Origin of the sequence: Neptunomonas qingdaonensis (assembly GCF_900113275.1) — a bacterium.
In the GTDB taxonomy this organism is placed as follows: domain Bacteria; phylum Pseudomonadota; class Gammaproteobacteria; order Pseudomonadales; family Balneatricaceae; genus Neptunomonas; species Neptunomonas qingdaonensis.
The window spans coordinates 34,427-53,388 of sequence record NZ_FOOU01000015.1 but is presented as its reverse complement, the minus strand read 5'-3'; the positions used below and the strand labels follow the sequence as shown (position 1 = coordinate 53,388).

19 protein-coding genes are annotated in these 18,962 nt (G+C 48.8%); 10 read left to right on the top strand and 9 right to left on the bottom strand.

The genetic code is table 11. The features are described 5' to 3' along the window. Positions 1-33 precede the first annotated feature (33 nt). Together BM099_RS17220 and BM099_RS17215 are read left to right on the top strand one after the other, a co-directional pair. On the top strand, positions 34-2,841 hold the full coding sequence (locus tag BM099_RS17220; RefSeq protein WP_090729814.1) for an Hsp70 family protein: 2,808 nt from the start codon (positions 34-36) through the stop codon (positions 2,839-2,841). 155 nt (positions 2,842-2,996) lie between these two features. Further along, on the top strand, positions 2,997-3,206 hold the full coding sequence (locus BM099_RS17215; protein ID WP_090729812.1) for a hypothetical protein: 210 nt from the start codon (positions 2,997-2,999) through the stop codon (positions 3,204-3,206). Between the two features lie 86 nt (positions 3,207-3,292). Here BM099_RS17215 and BM099_RS17210 read toward each other — a convergent pair whose 3' ends face one another. Both BM099_RS17210 and BM099_RS17205 read right to left on the bottom strand, forming a co-directional pair. Further along, a complete protein-coding gene (locus BM099_RS17210) occupies positions 3,293-4,717 on the bottom strand; it encodes an MFS transporter (RefSeq protein ID WP_090729810.1) in 1,425 nt (474 codons plus the stop codon). Between the two features lie 53 nt (positions 4,718-4,770). Further along, positions 4,771-6,006 (bottom strand): serine hydrolase domain-containing protein, encoded by a 1,236-nt coding sequence (locus tag BM099_RS17205; RefSeq protein ID WP_090729808.1) that lies wholly within the window; start codon positions 6,004-6,006, stop codon positions 4,771-4,773. A gap of 336 nt (positions 6,007-6,342) precedes the next feature. Here BM099_RS17205 and BM099_RS17195 point away from each other — a divergent pair, with 336 nt between their 5' ends. Both BM099_RS17195 and BM099_RS17190 read left to right on the top strand, forming a co-directional pair. Further along, positions 6,343-6,840, top strand: coding sequence for a fasciclin domain-containing protein (locus BM099_RS17195; protein ID WP_090729803.1), 498 nt, complete (start codon positions 6,343-6,345; stop codon positions 6,838-6,840). Positions 6,841-7,077: 237 nt separating this feature from the next. After that, positions 7,078-7,416: a high-potential iron-sulfur protein gene (locus BM099_RS17190; RefSeq protein ID WP_090729801.1), complete on the top strand. Its 339-nt coding sequence runs from the start codon at positions 7,078-7,080 to the stop codon at positions 7,414-7,416. A gap of 223 nt (positions 7,417-7,639) precedes the next feature. Here the strand turns inward: BM099_RS17190 and BM099_RS17185 are convergent, their stop codons facing one another. Continuing rightward, positions 7,640-7,846, bottom strand: coding sequence for a hypothetical protein (locus BM099_RS17185; protein ID WP_198064032.1), 207 nt, complete (start codon positions 7,844-7,846; stop codon positions 7,640-7,642). Positions 7,847-8,048: 202 nt separating this feature from the next. On the opposite strand from BM099_RS17185, the gene BM099_RS17180 reads away from it, so the two are divergent. From BM099_RS17180 to BM099_RS17170, 3 genes are read left to right on the top strand one after another with little or no spacing between them, the layout of a single operon-like run. Beyond that, on the top strand, positions 8,049-8,354 hold the full coding sequence (locus tag BM099_RS17180) for an ArsR/SmtB family transcription factor (protein ID WP_090729796.1): 306 nt from the start codon (positions 8,049-8,051) through the stop codon (positions 8,352-8,354). Positions 8,355-8,372: 18 nt separating this feature from the next. Further along, the gene (locus BM099_RS17175) at positions 8,373-9,428 is read left to right on the top strand and encodes an alkene reductase (RefSeq protein ID WP_090729793.1); all 1,056 of its coding nucleotides are present in this window, start codon (positions 8,373-8,375) and stop codon (positions 9,426-9,428) included. A gap of 49 nt (positions 9,429-9,477) precedes the next feature. Beyond that, the gene (locus tag BM099_RS17170; protein WP_090729790.1) at positions 9,478-9,900 is read left to right on the top strand and encodes an acyl-CoA thioesterase; all 423 of its coding nucleotides are present in this window, start codon (positions 9,478-9,480) and stop codon (positions 9,898-9,900) included. Positions 9,901-10,053: 153 nt separating this feature from the next. Here BM099_RS17170 and BM099_RS17165 read toward each other — a convergent pair whose 3' ends face one another. From BM099_RS17165 to BM099_RS17140, 6 genes are all read right to left on the bottom strand, one after another. Continuing rightward, positions 10,054-10,293, bottom strand: coding sequence for an acyl carrier protein (locus BM099_RS17165; RefSeq protein WP_090729788.1), 240 nt, complete (start codon positions 10,291-10,293; stop codon positions 10,054-10,056). Positions 10,294-10,322: 29 nt separating this feature from the next. Next, positions 10,323-11,615 carry a dihydrolipoamide acetyltransferase family protein gene (locus tag BM099_RS17160; RefSeq protein WP_090729785.1) on the bottom strand — a complete coding sequence of 431 codons (1,293 nt, stop codon included), beginning with the start codon at positions 11,613-11,615 and terminating at the stop codon, positions 10,323-10,325. After that, a complete protein-coding gene (locus BM099_RS17155) occupies positions 11,612-12,616 on the bottom strand; it encodes an alpha-ketoacid dehydrogenase subunit beta (RefSeq protein WP_090729783.1) in 1,005 nt (334 codons plus the stop codon). Before BM099_RS17155 ends, BM099_RS17160 begins: the two co-directional genes overlap by 4 nt. After that, positions 12,609-13,598 carry a pyruvate dehydrogenase (acetyl-transferring) E1 component subunit alpha gene (gene pdhA, locus BM099_RS17150; protein WP_090729781.1) on the bottom strand — a complete coding sequence of 330 codons (990 nt, stop codon included), beginning with the start codon at positions 13,596-13,598 and terminating at the stop codon, positions 12,609-12,611. Before pdhA ends, BM099_RS17155 begins: the two co-directional genes overlap by 8 nt. Positions 13,599-13,760: 162 nt before the next feature. Next, positions 13,761-15,515, bottom strand: a complete 1,755-nt coding sequence (gene acsA, locus BM099_RS17145) for an acetate--CoA ligase (RefSeq protein WP_090729779.1) — start codon at positions 15,513-15,515, stop codon at positions 13,761-13,763. 318 nt (positions 15,516-15,833) lie between these two features. Next, positions 15,834-16,613: a DUF2189 domain-containing protein gene (locus BM099_RS17140; RefSeq protein ID WP_090729777.1), complete on the bottom strand. Its 780-nt coding sequence runs from the start codon at positions 16,611-16,613 to the stop codon at positions 15,834-15,836. 257 nt (positions 16,614-16,870) lie between these two features. Between BM099_RS17140 and BM099_RS17135 the strand changes: the two genes are divergently transcribed. From BM099_RS17135 to BM099_RS20500, 3 genes are all read left to right on the top strand, one after another. Beyond that, positions 16,871-17,527, top strand: a complete 657-nt coding sequence (locus BM099_RS17135; protein ID WP_090729775.1) for a tetratricopeptide repeat protein — start codon at positions 16,871-16,873, stop codon at positions 17,525-17,527. Between the two features lie 212 nt (positions 17,528-17,739). Continuing rightward, positions 17,740-18,519, top strand: a complete 780-nt coding sequence (locus BM099_RS17130; protein ID WP_090729773.1) for a hypothetical protein — start codon at positions 17,740-17,742, stop codon at positions 18,517-18,519. Positions 18,520-18,677: 158 nt separating this feature from the next. After that, positions 18,678-18,830, top strand: coding sequence for a hypothetical protein (locus tag BM099_RS20500; protein ID WP_177201219.1), 153 nt, complete (start codon positions 18,678-18,680; stop codon positions 18,828-18,830). Positions 18,831-18,962 lie beyond the last annotated feature (132 nt).

Here is an 18,962-nt window from a genome sequence, read left to right as displayed (position 1 = left end):
CTTCCGATTCCGGCTCTCTGGTAGAATGGCCCGATGAAGTCATCCCGCCCCCGGTTTATCGTCGGAATCGATCTCGGCACCACTCATACCGTGGTTGCTTACAGTGGTTTGGATAAGCAAGGCCAGTCCAGCGCGGCACCGCAAGTTTATGCGATTCCCCAGTTGGTCGCTGCCGGTGAAGTAGCGCGATTGCCGCTGCTGCCTTCGTTCCGTTATCATCCCGGCGTCGATGAAGTGCCACAGGGAGATATGCAACTTCCCTGGGGTACCACTCCACTGGAGGGCGAATTGCCCGGTGTGATCATCGGTGAATGGGCACGTGGACTCAGCGGTAAAGTCGAAGGCCGTTCAGTAATCAGCGCCAAGAGTTGGTTGTCCCACGATCAGGCCGACCCAACGGCACCTATTTTGCCCTGGGCAGGCGCCGAAGGCGTCGATAAAGTCTCTCCGGTGCTGGCCACCGCTTCCTATCTGGCCCACATCCGCGCGGCGTGGAATACAGACCATCCGAGCCAACCGCTGGAAGATCAGGAAGTGATTGTGACGGTGCCGGCTTCTTTTGGAGATCTGGCGCGGACCTTAACGGTCGAGGCGGCCAGGCTCGCCGGATTAGCAAAAATTTTATTATTGGAAGAACCTACCGCCGCTTGTTACGACTGGCTTTCGCTCCACGGGGCGCAGGCCGAAGATTTCCTGAAATCGCATCGGTTATTGCTGATTTGCGATGTGGGCGGTGGTACCTCGGATTTCAGCCTGGTGCGCCTGGGCTTTGAAGGTGGCCAGCCCAGGCTCGATCGTATCGGCGTCGGTGATCACCTGATGCTGGGCGGCGACAACCTCGACCTTGCCTTGGCGCATCAGGTCGAGAGCGGGGTGCTTGAACCGGGCAAGCGGTTGCGTGCCTCGAGTCTTTCTCAGCTCATTCAGCAGACGCGTTTAGCCAAGGAAAAATTACTCGCCACGGACGCGCCTGAGACAGCCAAGGTTACCGTTCTCGGTTCGGGGGCACGCCTGATTGGTGGCGCGCGTAGTTACGACTTGAGCCGGGAGCAAACCCAGACCTTGGCTCTGGAGGGCTTCGTTCCGCTGACTGAGCTTAGCGACATGCCGCAGCAGCGTCAGCGCGCGGTGAAGGAGTTTGGTTTACCCTACGCCACAGACCCCTCGATCAGCCGTCAATTGGCGGCGTTCCTGCACCACCACGAACGGGTCAGTCGAGAGGCCTTCGCGGATCAGGCCGATAGTACCTCCTACATGCCCGACGCACTATTACTCAACGGCGGTTTTTTTAAAGGCGGGGTGCTTGCACAGCGCCTCTGCGACCTGCTGTGCAGTTGGCGTGGGGAGCCGGTGAGCACGCTTGAAAATAGCCGTCCGGATCTGGCGGTTGCCTGCGGTGCGGTGGCCCACGGATTGGCGCGCCGAGGCAAGGGCGTACGTATCGGTGGCGGCTCGGCGCGTAGTTACTTCCTCAAACTCGATCAAGATCAGCCCGCCCGGAACACCTCGCTTCAAGGTATCTGCTTGTTGCCCAGAGGCACTGAGACCGGGGTCGAGATACCCTTGCCGGAGCGCCGCTTTGTGCTCAGTCTCGGCCAACCGGTACAATTTCAGTTGATGTCTTCGGCGGCCGATGATTCACCCATCCCCGGAACACTGACACCATTGGGCGATCCGCAATTTCAGCCTTTACCCCCCCTGATGGCCGCGATCCCTGCCGCTGAGGGAGGGGAGACCGCTGTCGAGGTGGAGTTGGTGGCGACCCTGACCGAAGTCGGGACCCTGGGGCTGGAATGTGTCGCCGCTGCGGATGCGGCACGTCGCTGGCGGTTGGAATTTCCCGTGCGCAAAGCCCCGCAAGCCGAGGCTCTGAACACTGACGTAGGCGGATTACCGGCAGAGTTCGATAGCGCCCGTCAATTGGTGGAGACTATTTATGGTAAGTCGCGGCAAACAATCGATGCCAAGTCGGTGAAGCTGCTGCGTGTCAATCTCGAGCGCCTGTTGGGTCCTCGTGAGGGGTGGGAAGTACCCCTGCTGCGCGCCCTGGCTGACCTGTTTATCAAGCACCGAGGTCGCCGCCGTCGCTCCCAACAGCATGAGCAGACGTGGTTTAACCTGACTGGTTTTTGCCTGCGCCCCGGTTTGGGCTACCCACTGGACGACTGGCGTCTGGAGCAGATCTGGCCGTTATTTCAGCAGGGGCTGCAGTTCGACAAGAGCAATCCGGACTGGAACCAATGGTGGACTTTCTGGCGCCGGGTGGCGGGTGGATTGAATGTCGATCAGCAATTGCTGTTGCACAAACAGGTGGCCAAATACATCAACCCTGTCGCCGAGCGTAATCGTAAACTTCAGGCCGAGCTAAAATATAAAGCCTATGAAGGCATGGTGTTGTTGGCGGCTGCGCTGGAAGGGTTGCCGTCGGATAAGAAGCAGGAACTGGGTCGCTGGTTATTAAAAAGGCTGGAAAACTCCCGTGAAATCCAAAGCAGCTGGGTGGCTCTGGGCCGGATAGGCAGCCGGATTCCGCTGCACGGTAGCGCGCATAATCTGATCGATCAGGACACCCTGGCTAAGTGGATACCGGCGTTACTGAAAAAAGACTGGAACAAGCAACCCCAGGCGGCCTTTGCTACGGTGGTGATGGCACGCGTCAGTGGTGATCGCAGCCGCGATCTTGAGCCTGAATTACGTCAATCCATCGTCTCCGCTCTGCAAGCCAGTAAAGCGCCGCCAAAATGGATTGCGATGGTCACCGAGGTCACCGAATTGGATGACGCCGACAGCTACAAAATCTACGGCGAAAGCCTGCCACCGGGATTGAAACTACTCGATTGAGGCGTTTGAACGGATTGTGTTGAGTGGCGTGTATTGAGAGGCCTGTGTTTAGAGGCTCGTGTTGAATGAAAAGTCCTCTGCACGCGACTCTTGATTTATCGATTGCACTAAATCATAGTTAAGAAACAATTGGTGTTGATTTGGAGGGTGCAATCATGTCCAAAACCATTACCGTGTCTAACGATGTTTACGCCGCTATTGTGGCTAGACGACAAGACAAAGATGAGTCCGAAAATACCATTTTGAGCCGTATTCTATTAACTGCCGGAAATGCTGAAGTAACTCATGCGCATGCGCATAAGGATGGCGACAATGCCCATCTCATTCTGGACAGCGAGATGGACCATACCATCGAGACCGACTGATCGGTTATGGCCAGGCAGGCAGCAGATGGTCGCTTTATTATGTTAGATGGCAACAAGTTCGAACGGGTGCCTGAATGAGGTGATGGCTAGTCTGCCGAGCGCATTCGTCCCCGAGTCAGAGAAAAATAGCCGCCTGATAAAGCATACAGTACGCCAAGTAACAGGGTGATTCTTACCACCGTCAGTAGCTGTGGATAATGCTCCGGTTGTAATATCTGATCGGCAAAATAATAGTTAAAGATTACCACCATAATCGCCGTACTAAACATATTACCGCCTGTGCGTGCCAGATTAAGTAACCCTGAAGCAATACCTAAGCGCGATGGGTCTACCGAACTTATCGCCGCATTCGTATTCGGTGATGAAAATAAACCAAAGCCGACTCCGAGCAAGCATAAGCCGGTTTTAACTTGCCACAGTGGCGTTTGCATTCCCACAAAAAATAGCAGTACAAATCCCAGTATATAAAGGCCACAACCCGTAGTAGCCAGTATCCGTGGATCATATTTATCCGACAATCGGCCAGCGACAGGTGCAATACAGGCTGTCAACAACGCCTGTAAAAGTACCACTTTTCCCGCGTCGCCCGGAGAGAGTCCCTGGATGTATTGCAGATACAAACTAACGATAAACAGGACGGGAAAGCTGGCCCCATACATGAAAAGACTGGCCAGCATCGAGCGGTTGAAAATTCGATTCTGACTTAATGCATCTATTCTTATCAGCGGTACACTGGCACGGCGTTGTTGATAAACAAACCCTCCACTTAAACCAAGCCCCGCGACCAACAAAACAACAAAACCTGCATCAGGTAGGCCTGTGACACCAAAGAATAAGCAGCTGACGCTCAAAGAAAACAGTAAGCTGCCGGTTACATCGAAGCGTTGTCGCATGGAGTATTGCCGGGACTCTTCTGACCCGACCAGTTTCGGTTCATTCGGCATAAACCAGGCAATCAGGCTGAACGCCATAAATATGCCGGGAACCGGCAACCAGAACACACTGCGCCAACCTAACCATTCCGTTAACAATCCTCCCGCAGCAGGGCCCATTGTCAGCCCAAGATAAACAGACGTAGAAACGATGCCAAGGAACATGCCCCGTCGCTTGGTACCCGCCAAGATCGCCACCATAGCCATCGCGGTAGCAAAAATAAAAGAGCTGGCTAAACCTTGTATCACGCGGAAAACTAACAGCCATTCAATGCTATCTATCCACACAACCGCTAGCGAAGACAGGGCATACAAACACAATCCCAATAAATGAACGCGCTTGCGTCCCCAGATATCGGCTAGCCGGGAAATCGGCAGCATCAGCACAACGCTTCCCCAGAGCGGCGCACTGGGAATCCAACTGAGTAATACGGCATCGACCTGTAAGTCTTTAGCGATCGCAGGCAAAGCAAGATTGACAGCAGACATCGCCATAGGTACCAGAAATGCTGCCAGGCAAATACTATAAAGTGCCAGCCAGGGGGTTTCCTGATGGCTTGTAACCGTAGATGTGTTCATCCTTTAACCTGAAAGGTTTTTCCTTATGTTTGAGGTGGGGCTTCGTTTTTGGATCAATCAGCAAGTGCCTTGGCTATCGCCTCAAAGGCGCGGTTGCTGTTCAGTGACCACTCGGGGTTGAGGAAATCAGGCCAGGTAGAAAATTTGACGATCGACACGTCAGACTGCGGATCAACATAGATAAACTGGCCAAACACGCCGCGGGCCGAATAGATCCCCTTATCACTATCGTGCACCCAGCACTGGTTGCTATAGGCCGCCTTGGGGTAATGCTCGGCAAAGGCGCCGTACAGTACCCTGAAATGTTCACCCGATCCCTGCCGGGACGCCTTGATGAACGCTTCGGGAACGATCTGCTGACCATTAAACATACCACCTTGCAGATGCATCTGGGCAAACCGGGCCAGGTCACGCAGGCTAGCGCTGATGCCCCCGTCGGCTAGTGCGGTACCGACCCGATCCAGAGTGATATTGGCGTCTTGTTCCGCGCCTAACTTGGCCCAGATCTCCCGGCTCAACAGTACCGGCAGACGCTCGTTGCACACTTGCTCGCAGACCCAACCCAGCACATCGGTTTCAACCGAGCGGTATTCAAAGTGACCGCCGTGCTCGCGACCCTTCTTGAGCGATTTCAACAGCCCGTAGATCGTATCTGGCGAGGTTCGGGTACCACGCTCGCGCCAGCCCGAGGCGATGTCGAGCTGAATGAACTCGGCGTCGGGGTTGGTGTAATCCTCGCAAAACTGGATGCCGGTGCGCATATCCAACACATCCTGCAGCCGCGCATCGCCATAATCACAACCGGATAGATCGCTCACATAGTCACTGACCCTGGCATCGGGATCGATCTTGCCCTGGCCAATCAAAATGCCGACCAAGCTGGCAACCAGTGTCTTGGAAACCGACTGCAGCAGATGCAGCGTATGTGGCTGCATCCCATTAAAGTACTGCTCCGACACCACCTTGCCTTGGTGCAGCACAATAAATCCATCGGTGTAACTGTCGGTCAGAAAAGTTGCCAGATCGGTTTGCTGGCCATCGACCCGTTCAAAACGCACCCTGTCGAGCGAGCGTGTCGCCTGCGGCAGTTCACTCACCGGCGCCTTGCCACGACGAATCGGCGCCACCGGAAACAGCTCGGACATATGTTGGAACGACCAGCGATTGTAGGGCGGGCTGTCCCAGTTGCGCAGGTCGATCAGCTTGTCCTGAGGCGGCGGGCAGCCCTGCATCAACTTCAGATCAAGGTAGCCAACACCCGGCGGAGCCATATCTTTTTTATCGTACATAATCAGTTCTCATCGCTTAGCGGAGGGTGACAGGCGAATCAATGCCCCTGTTCGGTACCGTCAAATTAACTCGTGCTAAGGGATAATTCAAAGATAAATTCATCCCTGGGTAAGTACAAAGGTTGGCGTTTCGCGTCGTTCATAGCATCTATCACTGTTGCCAACTGTTTCAGATTATTTTGACGTTCTGGTTTGCCCCACCCCGGAAGCTCAGCGTTAAGCTTTTTTGCAGCCAATGGATACACAAATCGCCTATCCATGTTGATCTATTTATCAAGATGCTTCGTAAAGATATCCAGCAAGACAAAACCAAACAAACTTTAATAGGAAAATATCATGTTTAAAAAATTAACAGCTATTTTATCTGTTGTGGTTGCAAGCTTAGCATTTACCTCATTTTCTTATGCAGACGGCCATGGTATGAAAAAAGACATTGTGGATGTTGCTGCAGAAAACGGTTCGTTTAATACGCTTGTCGTCGCTATTGAGGCAGCAGGACTCGTCGAAACCTTGAAAGGGGAAGGGCCGTTTACTGTATTTGCGCCAACAGACGAGGCTTTTGCGAAATTGCCTGATGGCACCGTGGAAATGTTACTGATGCCTGAAAACAAGGACCAACTTGTTTCTGTGCTTACCTACCATGTAGTCCCCGGCAAAGTTAACGCTGCTGATGTCGTGAAATTAGACAGTGCAGATACTGTGCAGGGTGAACAGCTAATGGTTAAGGCCGCTGATGGTGTTGTAATGATCAACAACGCCAAGGTGGTAATGACTGATGTAGAAGCGAGTAACGGTGTTATACATGTTATTGACACGGTGCTTTTACCGGAATAAATAACCAGATAATGGGACGTGGTTTTTCTAAGCTACGTCCTTTTTTATTTCAAACGTTAATAGGCGCTAGATTGCTGGGACGATAAACATCTTTAGTGAAGCTTCGTTTCTTGGCAGCAGTCCTGATAACACGGGAGGGCTGAGTAAAGGCCTGATGATAGTCTCTGTGGGAACTTAAAAATATCGAAGATACTTTTATTCGAGCACGATAGCTCATTATTATTGAAGGAAAGAAAAATGAAAAAAAGTACGATTGATCTAAAACGTAGAAATATTCTAAAGAAAAGCCTTGTTGGTTTAACGGCTGTTGCAGCGGGTTCCATCATTGCAACCAGCGCTTCCGCTGACGAGCTACCTGAATTAACCGAAGATGACCCAATGGCAATTGGCTTAGGTTACAAAAAAGATACCGCCACCGTAGATGCAGCAACACAGCCAAAGCACACAGCTGATCAACGATGTGATGGTTGTGCTTTATATACCAGTAAATCAGCTACAGCAGGAGCCTGTGCTATCTTTCCAGGAAAGCAAGTTAGCGCGTCAGGATGGTGTTCAGCTTATGCTAAAAAATCTTAATTTTATAACAAGCTGTAGTAGCTCAGATTACGTCTGAGCTATTACGGGTTATGGAACATGCACATTTCACCTTTATAACTAACCTTTAAAATGACACTTTTAAAATGAAACCTCTGAAATGAAAAAGCTACATTAACTTGACAGTACCCTGTCAGGTTATACAGGTGAGTGTTGCACTTGGAAGTTGAATTAGCGGTTCATGGTTTTACTGCCCAATTTTTTCCTAGCAATCTATTTTTCCTAGCAATTCATTTTCAATATCATCAAGCGCTTTACGAACTTCGTTTATAATTAACGTGTTTGTCAGGCTCTCATCTATTTCCGGCACATCCCATTCAAAAATAGTGCGATATTTTTCAATTAAATCATTTACGTCTTTAATAATGTCGCTGCGATGTGCCGATAATTCTAATTCTTCAATGTGGGCCATACTCATTCACCTCGGTCAGCTCTTATGTATAGAAACATACTATAAGCGATTATTTACTTCCACTTAGTCCGACAACGCACAGAATAAATGCAAAGTCGCATAAGCTCATTCCGAATTTTGCAACACACTATTGATATGATCAGGCTATAAATATCGATATATTCCGATATATCATATTGTGACTCGCAGGATGGAATTGATTATGACTGATGAAAACCTGGATCAGATTATTAAAGCACTGGCAAATCCGGTACGTCGTGAGATTTTGCAGTGGCTGAAACAGCCTGAACAGGAGTTTACGCTGCAGCCCAATGGCTTTGAACAGTGCGTTTGTGTGAGCCAGATTTTTGCAAAGTCCGGATTGTCGCAGTCTACGGTTTCTTCTCATCTGGCTTTGATGCAGCGTACCGGTTTACTGAGCTCTCAGCGCCGTGGGCAGTGGGTCTATTATCAGCGAAATGAAGCGGTTATCCGCGAGTTTACTGAGCAAATTCAACAAACACTATAGAGCGTTTCAGGAGTCGTTATGAGTCCCTTGTTTAGCCCCGTTCAGATGGGTGATTTCTTATTGCCAAACCGTATCGTGATGTCACCTTTGACACGTTGCCGTGCCAGCGAAGGACGCGTGCCCAATGAGCTGATGGCCGAGTATTACGCACAGCGAGCCGATGCGGGTCTCATTGTTACTGAAGCGACGTCGGTAACACCGATGGGGGTCGGGTATCCGGATACACCGGGCATCTGGTCCGATGCTCAGGTTGAGGGCTGGAAAAAGGTAACAAACGCCGTGCACAAGGCCGGTGGCCGAATCGTACTGCAATTATGGCATGTGGGGCGTATCTCCGATTCGGTTTATCTGAATGGTGAACTGCCGGTTGCTCCCAGTGCGTTGGCGGCACAAGGGCATGTCAGCCTGGTGCGCCCGGAGAAGGCTTATGAGGTGCCGCGTGCGCTTAGTATTGATGAGATTCACGAGATCATTCAGGCATTTAAAAAGGGTGCGGAAAATGCCAAAGCCGCTGGTTTTGATGGCGTAGAGGTCCATGGTGCGAATGGTTATTTGCCGGATCAGTTTCTGCAGGATTCGACTAATCATCGTACCGATAGTTACGGTGGTAGCATTGAAAATCGTGCCCGCTTCTTGCTTGAAGCTACGGATGCAGCCATCGGCGTTTGGGGGGCTGGTCGTGTAGGTGTGCATTTGTCGCCTCGTGGTGATGCGCATTCGATGGGAGATAGTGATGCTGAAACGACGTTTGGATATGTGGCGCAGGCCCTGGCTCAACGTAACATCGCTTTTATCTTTATTCGTGAGCATTTCAATGCGCCAGGACTAACGCGGATGCTTAAACAGCGCTTCGCTGGTGCTGTGATCATCAATGAACAGTTGGTTAAGTCTCAGGCGGAGCAGTTGCTTGAAGAGAGTGTTGCAGATGCCGTCGCGTTTGGTAAAGCCTTTATAGCCAATCCGGATTTGGTAGCGCGGTTGCGTCAGGATGCGCCTCTTAACAAGCCAGACTCATCGACCTTCTATGCATCCGGTGCGGTGGGTTATACTGATTATCCGCTACTGATAAGCTAACTCATGTTACCTTCATTATTAGTATTTAAGTAAATTCAAGGTGAGATTTATGTCTATCGAGGAAACAAGAGGCCGTTTAACGACGCGCACCATCGCTATGCCTGCCGATACCAATCCTTCAGGTGATATCTTTGGTGGTTGGGTGTTGTCACAAATGGATATGGCAGCGGGTATCTGTGCCGGGCAGCGTGCGCAGAGTCGTGTTGTTACGGTGGCGCTGGATAGTATGAGCTTTATTCGTCCTGTTAAAGTGGGTGATATTTTAGGTGTCTATACGGATATTATTTCGGTGGGGCGTTCGTCTATGAATATACACGTTGAAGCATGGGCGAGACGGGGAAGAATTGGTACACGCGAAAAAGTTACAGAAGCGACCTTTAAGTTTGTGGCTATTGATGAAGCTGGAAGTCCGATTGCAGTGCCAAAGGAAAAAGACCTCCCCGCCTATGCGATGGAAGGTTATTCTCACTAAGTAACTGTGTTCCGCGTCTTTTCGACTTAGTATTGATCGAGGAAATAAGCAATGGCCGTTTCTACTGCGGCCATATGTGGATTTTTGTTTTTATCGGGCAGTGTCGTTGGTGATTTCGGGGACAGTTTACTTAATTCCACCTATCTTTATGCACTAATTGTTATTGATATAATTAATCATATCATTCAGGGTTAATACTTTTGGGTAGTCTACTTCAGGAATGTTGACCTTGGTTTGTTGGGATACTGCGATCACTAAACTAAGAAAGTCCATCGAATCCAGTTCCAGGGCTTCGCGGAAATCCTGATCATCAGGCACCTCATCTTTTTCAATTTCAGGAGCGATATTACACAACTCAGTAAGGATCAATTCTCTTAGTTGCTTCGTATCCATAAACCCTCCATATGCCTATTTTTATAAGTTTAACCTGGCGTTTGCCATAAACTTTCCGGATTTTGTAATAGTTGATTAAGTTGATATAAAAAACGTGCCCCACTATGGCCATCACTGACTCTATGGTCGGCGGCTAGACTGGCATTAATAACCCAACGTATGTGCATTGCGTCATCAATGACCAGCATTTCCTGATGTGGACTTCCCAGGGCAATAATTGCCACCTGAGGAGGGTAGATAACAGCAAACATTTGCTCAGCCCCTCGCTCGCCAATACTGGTTACCGTGCAAGTGCCGCCACTTAATTGCGAATAAACTAAACTCCCGTTACGTGCCCGAGAAACTTGCTGTTTAAGCGCTTCCATCATCAATTCTACGCTAAGGTTTTGCGCATCATGAATCACCGGCATGACTAAACCGCCACCGCGTAAGTTGATCGCGTTTGCTAGATTAACAGTTTCACCAGGCTGGAATTTTCCTTCAAGATATTCACCATTAAATTGTTTGTTGGTCATTAGTAAACGTGCAATGGCACATAATAAGGGAGCCGCTAATAACAGGCGTTGCGAGACAGGCACGCTATTATTATAACGCTGTAGGTGATTCTGTAATGCGCTTATATCTAAACGCTGATTTAAGTAATAATGCGGTATTTCTCGTTTTGAACGGGTCACCGTATCACTGATCGCTTGGCGCATGGCATCCTTATCAAAGCCTGTTTTTACCTGTGTTTGTTTATGCTGATGGCTGTCTAGGTCACTATTTTTCTCGACTGGCATGATTTGCTTAGGTGGCGTTTCAGTCATGACGAAGGAGGGGCTGTTCGGATCCTGATCCTGGCTTGCTTGCTCGACCATTGCTAAGGTGACGATTCTATTGTTGTTATTAACACATATTGCAGCGAGGGATAACTGCTGTTGTTGAGCTAACTGGCGTGCTGCTGGCGTTGCCAGGACAAAGTTTTTGTGTGGCGCTTGTTGGCTTGATGGTGCTTCAATCGTTGTTAAATCAAGCGCTTTTGCTGGTGTTGCCAGGGTGCTTTCTTTGTTAGTTGTTGCTGGTTTACTAGTAGTCGTAGCTGAACTTAAACGCGCAATCGGCTCGCCTACTGCAACTTTGTCACCCTCTTTAACCAACAACTGTAACACCTGCGCATCTTCAAATATGTCTAACTCGATGGCACCTTTGCTTGTTTCAATGACCGCTACCACATCACCCCGTTTAATATGATCACCTTCCTTAACTAACCACTCGGTCAAGCTGCCTTGATGCATATCTGAGCCAAAAGAGGGCATTTTTAAATCATGCTCGTTGGTGGTCATTCTTTGTCCCCCATCGCAATCTGAGATTCTGCGATCATCTGCTGTGCAACCGCTATTATTTCGGCTACTTGCGGTAAGCTAGCTTGCTCTAAATGTGTGGCGTAGGGAATCGGTACTTCTGTAGAACAGACGCGGCGAATTGGCGCATCCAAATACCATAGCCCTTGTTCGGCGATAGTGGCACTTATTTCGGCGGACATACCAGCCGTTTTCCATGACTCATCAACAATCAAAGCCTTGTGAGTGCGCTGTACTGAATCTAAAATCGTTGTCCTGTCTAATGGTCGTAAACAGCGAAGATCAACAACTTCTGCGTTAATGCCTAAATTTAACAGTTGCTCCGCGGCGTCCAGTGCTTTAAACAAGCAACCTCCCCAAGTGATAATGCTTAAATCGGTTCCGGTTTTACGGATAACAGCTTTCTCCATGGGGGCAACGGTATGTTTTTCTGGCAAGCTAGCCTGTTGATTATAGAGCATCACATGTTCAAAAATGATCACTGGGTCGGGATCAGCTAAAGCCATCTCTAACATGTAACGGGCATCGCCGATAGTCCCGGGATAAAGTACCTTAAGACCCGGTATATGGGCATATAACCCTTCAAAACTATGCGAGTGTTGAGCGGCAAGTTGTTTGCCCGCACCGCAGGCCATACGAATCACCAGCGGAACTGAAACCTGCCCACCCGACATGTGCCTTAAGGTTGCGGCATTATTAATGATTTGGTCTAAAGCGAGCAGACTGAAGTTAACGGTCATCACTTCAACAATAGGACGCATTCCCGCTATTGCAGCACCAATGCCGGCACCAACAAACCCTGATTCCGATAGAGGTGTATCAATGATCCTTTGCGCACCAAAGTCATCAATCAAACCTTTGGAAACCGCATAACAGCCTCCATAATTTCCTACATCTTCCCCCATTAAAAAGACGCGCGGGTCGTTGTTTAATGCTTCCACTATGGCCGCTTTAAATGCTTCTCTGAAGGTTATTTCATTCATCAGAAATCTCCCCATAAACATGCTGCAATAGAGTCTCTAGCGGTTCAATTTCAGCCGCTTCCGCAAAATCGACAGCGGCAGTGATCTCCTCATCGACTGCCAACTCCATGGCTTGAATCTCTTCCTCTTGTATTTGGTGATTGTTTTTCAGCCACTGACTTAGCTGTACGACAGGGCCTTTTTTTTTCCATTCATTTACTTCTGCACTGTCACGATATAGCTGGGTATCGAACATTGAATGACCACGAAAGCGATAGGTTTGGCACTCTATAAATTGTGGTCCTGCGCCGTTACGTATTGCTGAACAAGCAAGTTTTGCAGCACGTTCAACTTCAACTACGTTCATACCATCAATAACCTGTGCGGAGAGGCCATAACTCGCTGCTTTTAAATGAATTTGTTGATTGGACTCTTCTATTTCCAGGGCTGTGCCCATGGCATAACGATTGTTTTCACAGATAAATAAGACAGGCAGTTGCCACAATTTAGCGAGATTTAAGCTTTCATGAAATTCGCCTTCAGCAACGGCTCCTTCACCGAAAAAACAACAGGTGACAGTGTGTTTCTGCTGCATCTTATCGCCTAATGCGATGCCAACGGCTAATGGTAAAGCGCCGGCAACGATAGCATTGCCACCATAAAAACGCTGTTCATTAGCAAACAGGTGCATCGAACCGCCGCGTCCGCCACTACAACCACTCTTTTTACCAAACATTTCTGCCATGATACTATTCATGGGCACCCCGCGTGCCAAAGCATGGCCATGTTCGCGATAGGTGGCAAGTATCGCATCTTCAGCCGTTAGCGCTTGCATGACACCCACAGCAATGGCTTCTTCACCATTGTATAGGTGCAAAAAACCACGAATTTTTTCTTCGCTATACAGGCTGACACAACGTTCTTCAAAACGCCTGATACGTATCATTTGTTTGAGTAATAAATGTAGATGGCTACGATTGATATGCAATTTTTCATTGCTCATGATCTCATCTCCCTGGCAAACTTACTGTCCATGAATTTGCCGATTATGAGGGTCTGTTTATCGTTGCTCACCATTCACTGAGAACAACAAAACCTCATGTGTCGCGCCCTCATTGAGAAACTTTCAGACTCAACAGGGGCAAATTTCAAAAATAAACTGACCCTAGGCTTCATCACTTTCCAAAGTGGAAATATCACCCTCGGGTAAACCTAATTCCCGTGCTTTTAATAAACGACGCATGATTTTGCCACTACGGGTTTTCGGCAAATTTTGCCGGAACACTATCTGCCTTGGGGCGACTGCCGGCCCTAAACGTTTACGTGCATGGCCTAATAATTTTTTAGCTAAAGCCTGATCAGCTTGATGTCCTGGCTTTAAAGCGACAAAGGCTTTGACAACCTCTCCGGCGATCTCATCGGGTAAGCCAATGACCGCAACCTCCGCAACGGCAGGATCTTCCATCAAGACACTTTCCACTTCAAAAGGGCCGATTAAATGTCCTGAACTTTTGATCACATCATCGGCGCGGCCGACAAACCAATAATAGCCATCGTTATCACACATCGCTAAATCGCCAGTGAGATACCAATCGCCAATAAAACATTTTTGATAGCGTAGCTCTTCATTCAGGTAACCGCGGAACATAGATGGCCACCCTTTTTTCAAGGCTAACTCGCCAATTTCATTCGCTGCTGTTGCGGGTTTAATTGAGCCGTCTTTTTGCTTTTGCATGATGGCGACTTCAATACCCGGTAAGGGCTTACCCATAGATCCCGGGCGAACTGCGGTGCTGGCAAAGTTCGCGATCATGATGCCGCCAGTTTCGCTTTGCCACCAGTTATCGTGAAAGGGAATGCCAAATGCTTTTTGACCCCATACAACGGCTTCCGGGTTTAAGGGTTCTCCGACACTGGCGATAAAACGTAATGCACTAAGATCATATTTTTTGGCCACCTCCTCACCGGCTTTCATTAACATGCGGATTGCGGTGGGAGCGGTATACCAGACATTAATTTTCTGTTCACTGAGTAGCTGATACCAATGCTCTACATCAAACTCAGCCTCATCAATAATCATGCATACACGGTTACAAAGCGGGGCAATAATTCCGTAGGACGTGCCCGTGACCCAACCGGGATCGGCTGTACACCAATAACGGTCTCCGGGTTTTAAATCGAGCGCATAAAAGCCAGAAATACTATGATAAAGCACGGCTTGATGGACATGCATGGCTCCTTTCGGTTTGCCCGTCGTACCGGAAGTGAAGTGCACTAAGGCCAACTGTTCCGGGGGGCATAAACGCGCTGGAAAATCAGCACTACTGCGGGATAATAGCGCATCAATATCGTAACAATTTTCAGGTAGATTATCTGAGGCATTATAGAGTAGTACTAATTCCAAACTACTCAATTGATCTCGCCAAGGCATTACCTTTTTACGATAAAGTGCCTCACTCGTAATTAATACGCGAGCCTGTCCTATCTCCATTCTTGAACGAATGGGTTCGGGCCCGAATGCAGAAAATAACGGTGAAAATACCGCACCAAACTTGAGGGTACCCAGCAGGGCGATATAAAGTTGTGGAACTCGATTACACAGGCCAAAGACGGTATCACTGCTTTTTATCGCAAAGCGCTCGAGGATGTTAGCGAAACGGCTAGTCTGGTCCTTTAGCTCAGCATAACTGATATCTTTTTGCTGGCTCTGTTTGCTTAACCAACGAATCGCAATTTGCTCACCAAAACCTTCATCTACATGCCTGTCCACAGCTTCATAGGTAATATTGAGTTGCTTGTCATTGCCCGCGAGGTGGTGTTGTGCGACCTGCCAATTGAAATCTTTACAGGTGTTTTGGTAGTCGTTTAAATTGTGTTCGTTTGCTGTTAAGGGGGATTTTTTTATCTCAGGAAAACTCATTATTGTCTCCTTAGCTATAAATCATCTATTCAAGATTACTCCTAAACTAGCAATGTGGCTTGTTAATGGCAGATGCAGATCCAGCTTGCGATGAATATACGGTGCTGTCAAATTAACCCGAGGTACGGGATTATTTAGAACTGAATTTATCCCCTGTGTAACTACAAACGTCATCGGTTTTCGTGAGAAAACATCCTGCATGCGGTTTGGCTATATTATCGCATCAGCCAACCAGGGTTTGGTGCGAGGAGTGAAACCATTATTGGCCGTTGCTCCGACGTAAGATGGAACAACGGTCAATCATCTATCTGCGCAAGATTATTTAATCAATGCTCTATAGCTGTACCAGGTAGCATACCCAAGAACAGGAAAGATGATGGCTAAACCGATGAACGCCGTAGCTATTCCAATGGCTGTCAAAACAACGATTGTCGCTGCCCAGATGAACATGGCTGCAGGATTAGCCGTTACAGTGTGGTAGCTCGTCGTCATCGCGCTGATGAAGTTGACCTTTTTATCCAGGATATAAGGGATAGCCACTGCACTGAAGATAAACACGACAGTTGTCAGCAATAGACCGATACCGACAAAAAAGGCCAAAGTTGTCAAACCATCTGAACTGGACAGCAAACTCATGTATGCATTGACTGATGGGTTAAGGGTGCTGGTTGTAACCGCAAGCAGCAGAGCTGAAAAGCGGATCCAGGCTGCAAATACTAGCGTCAGCAGCAGTGAAAAGAGTGCCAGATCGGTCTTGCGTTTGATTACCAGGCGCAAGCTGCCGGCAATACTGGGCGATATTCCCCGCTCGATGTCCCGGCTCGCGGCATACAATCCCGCAGCAACAAACGGGCCGATAAATACAAGGCCGGTTAAGAAAGCCAGAGTAAACCACGGCGCGTTGAGGGTGGCAAAAAACAACCCGGCGCATAGCCCGGCGAACAAGGCGCCATAGAGCACACTTAAAAAAGGTGCACTGAGAAAATCCTGAACACCTTTTTGAATCCAGCTAAAGGACGCAGTTGTCTCTACCTTGGCAGGAGTGGGAGTAGCATCTGCTGGTAAATCTATATGTAGTTCTGAGGATAATGATGACATGGTATTCTCCAGTCCGTTGTTCGGAAATAGTTTCTTATTTGTAAAAATGTACGCCGCGGGTTATTTTTTGGATCACATAGGCGATCGGGCTATACAACTCTGGAGAAGTATTGAATAACCTCATTAGCCATCCTGGCCATTGCTTTACCCCTTGTATTTGACTCATGCTTGTCGACAGCGACCAGACTAGCAAGGTGCGTGTTATTCACGCCTGTCTGCGCGCGTTGTGATCTGAATGTAAACACAAGGAATTGAATATGATCCCGTCTCGAATACTGACTTTCGCGGATGATTTCAAAAAATTATTCTCGGCATTTCTGCGTAAGCATGCTTCTATGACCTTAGCAGAGTGCCAACCCCTGGCCGAGCAAGGGCATGCGGATGCTCAATGTAATCTCGGCCTGATCTACTCCAGCGGTCAAGGAGGGGTCCCACAGGATTATGCAGCTGCAATTACGTGGTTTACCGCCGCTGCTGAGCAAGAATTTGCAGCTGCTCAAAATAACCTCGGGGCGATGTACGACAACGGCCAAGGGGTAACGCAGGATTATGAAACCGCCATTAAGTGGTATAGCGCCGCTGCCGAGCAAGAATTTGCGGTAGCTCAAAATAACCTCGGGGCGATGTACCATAAGGGGCACGGTGTTCCGCAGGATTATGAAGCCGCCATTAAGTGGTACACCGCCGCGGCTGAGCAAGGCGTTGCTGATGCTCAAATTAATCTGGGTCTCATGTACGTTCAGGGCCAAGGCGTGCCTAAGGATTGTGTGAGAGCGCATATGTGGTGGAATCTTGCTGCCGCACACAAGCATAAAGACGCTGCACATAACCTAAAAATTGTTACCAAGATGATGACAGCCCCGCAGATCCGGGAAGCACAAAAACTGGCTCGGCAGTGGGCAGAAAAGCACTGACAGAATCTTGATCAGCCTGCCAGTATTCACGGGGCTTTCAGAGCAATGCCAAGCCTATCCTTAGACGTCTGCTTATAAAACTATGAGAAGGTTTTGATTAATTCTTATGATCGTGATCATTTAAGTCTTCCTGAGTGTGCGTTATAAAAAACTGAAGGACAAAATTAACGGGAGGTTTGCCAGAATTTTTTTTTCACACAGGAGTGGTTCCTATGCTAATAAATATAAAAAGATTCAATACGAAATCAACTGTTCGATCGGCTTCCTTTATGGGGCTGGCTCTGGCAATCACTGGTTGTGCATCGAAGGATGTCGGCACCGTTGTAACTCAGATGGCTCCCAAAGATCAGATGTTTACCTTTTATGGAGGTAACGCGGTGTCTTATGTCCCGACCACCTTTCGCGAAGGTTCGAAACCCTTCCCTCAAAGAAAGCAGGACTGGCACTTTAAATATCTTGGCAGCTGGGAGAAAAGCGTGCCTGATCCGAGTGGCTGGAGCATGTTTGTACCGCTTGGACCACAGCAACAGCCGCAGCCGGGTGAGGTCAAAACAGTCGTCAACGGTAAGCCAGTGGTCTGCGGCAACAAGGCAAACGATAAACTCCATCCCATGCACGATTACTACTTGGTGCTGTCATCGAATCGCATAATCATACGCAATGCGAATCCGACGGATTACTTCTGCGACAAAAACAAGACATACCAGGATATCTGGAACTACCTCGATACTAAGACCCCCGGGATGCCCGCCGGGCAAACCGTTCTGCACACCTATTGCACGGTCGAATACCTGGGTAACCTATCCAGATTAGGTTTCACGGACAAGGGGCCGTACAAATGCCGGTTTATTCTGAAGAACTACAAAAAGGGAACGGAAGACAAGGCGGATATCCAGGTGACGGTTTATACCGAGACTGGCGCACCGTTCAGCAATATGGATGATACTCACCTGAACATCTACATGAAGGAAGCCGGTGTCAAACACATGTAGCAGCGTCCGACTCGTTGCGCCGAGCGATCAGGAATATTAATGGGGATCAGTTTCTAAGCTTCCCCTGTCGCTTGGTGTAACATCGCACTCAATAGCGGCTTATTTTTATCTAAAATCCGTAAAACCTTCTGCCTTAGTGAGTTTCGGATCCGAAACTGTTGAAAGTGACCCGCACTAACAAGGTTCGTATCACTCACGCCCATCTCCCTAACTCTGGTAAACATATCGCACCGGTTATTGAACTGGTTGGAAAGCCAGTGGGCGATGGCTCGATTGGCCCTATATGGGAAAAGGCCAGCGATTTACAATGAAAGACGCTTCGATTTCGATTCAAAATTACTGGTCGAGTAGGATCAAAAAGATGATTTTTCAGCCTCTACCGGGGGTGCTAATATTAGCGTCATTACGATCAGCCTCAGCCGAAATCCAATCGGTAACTCGGT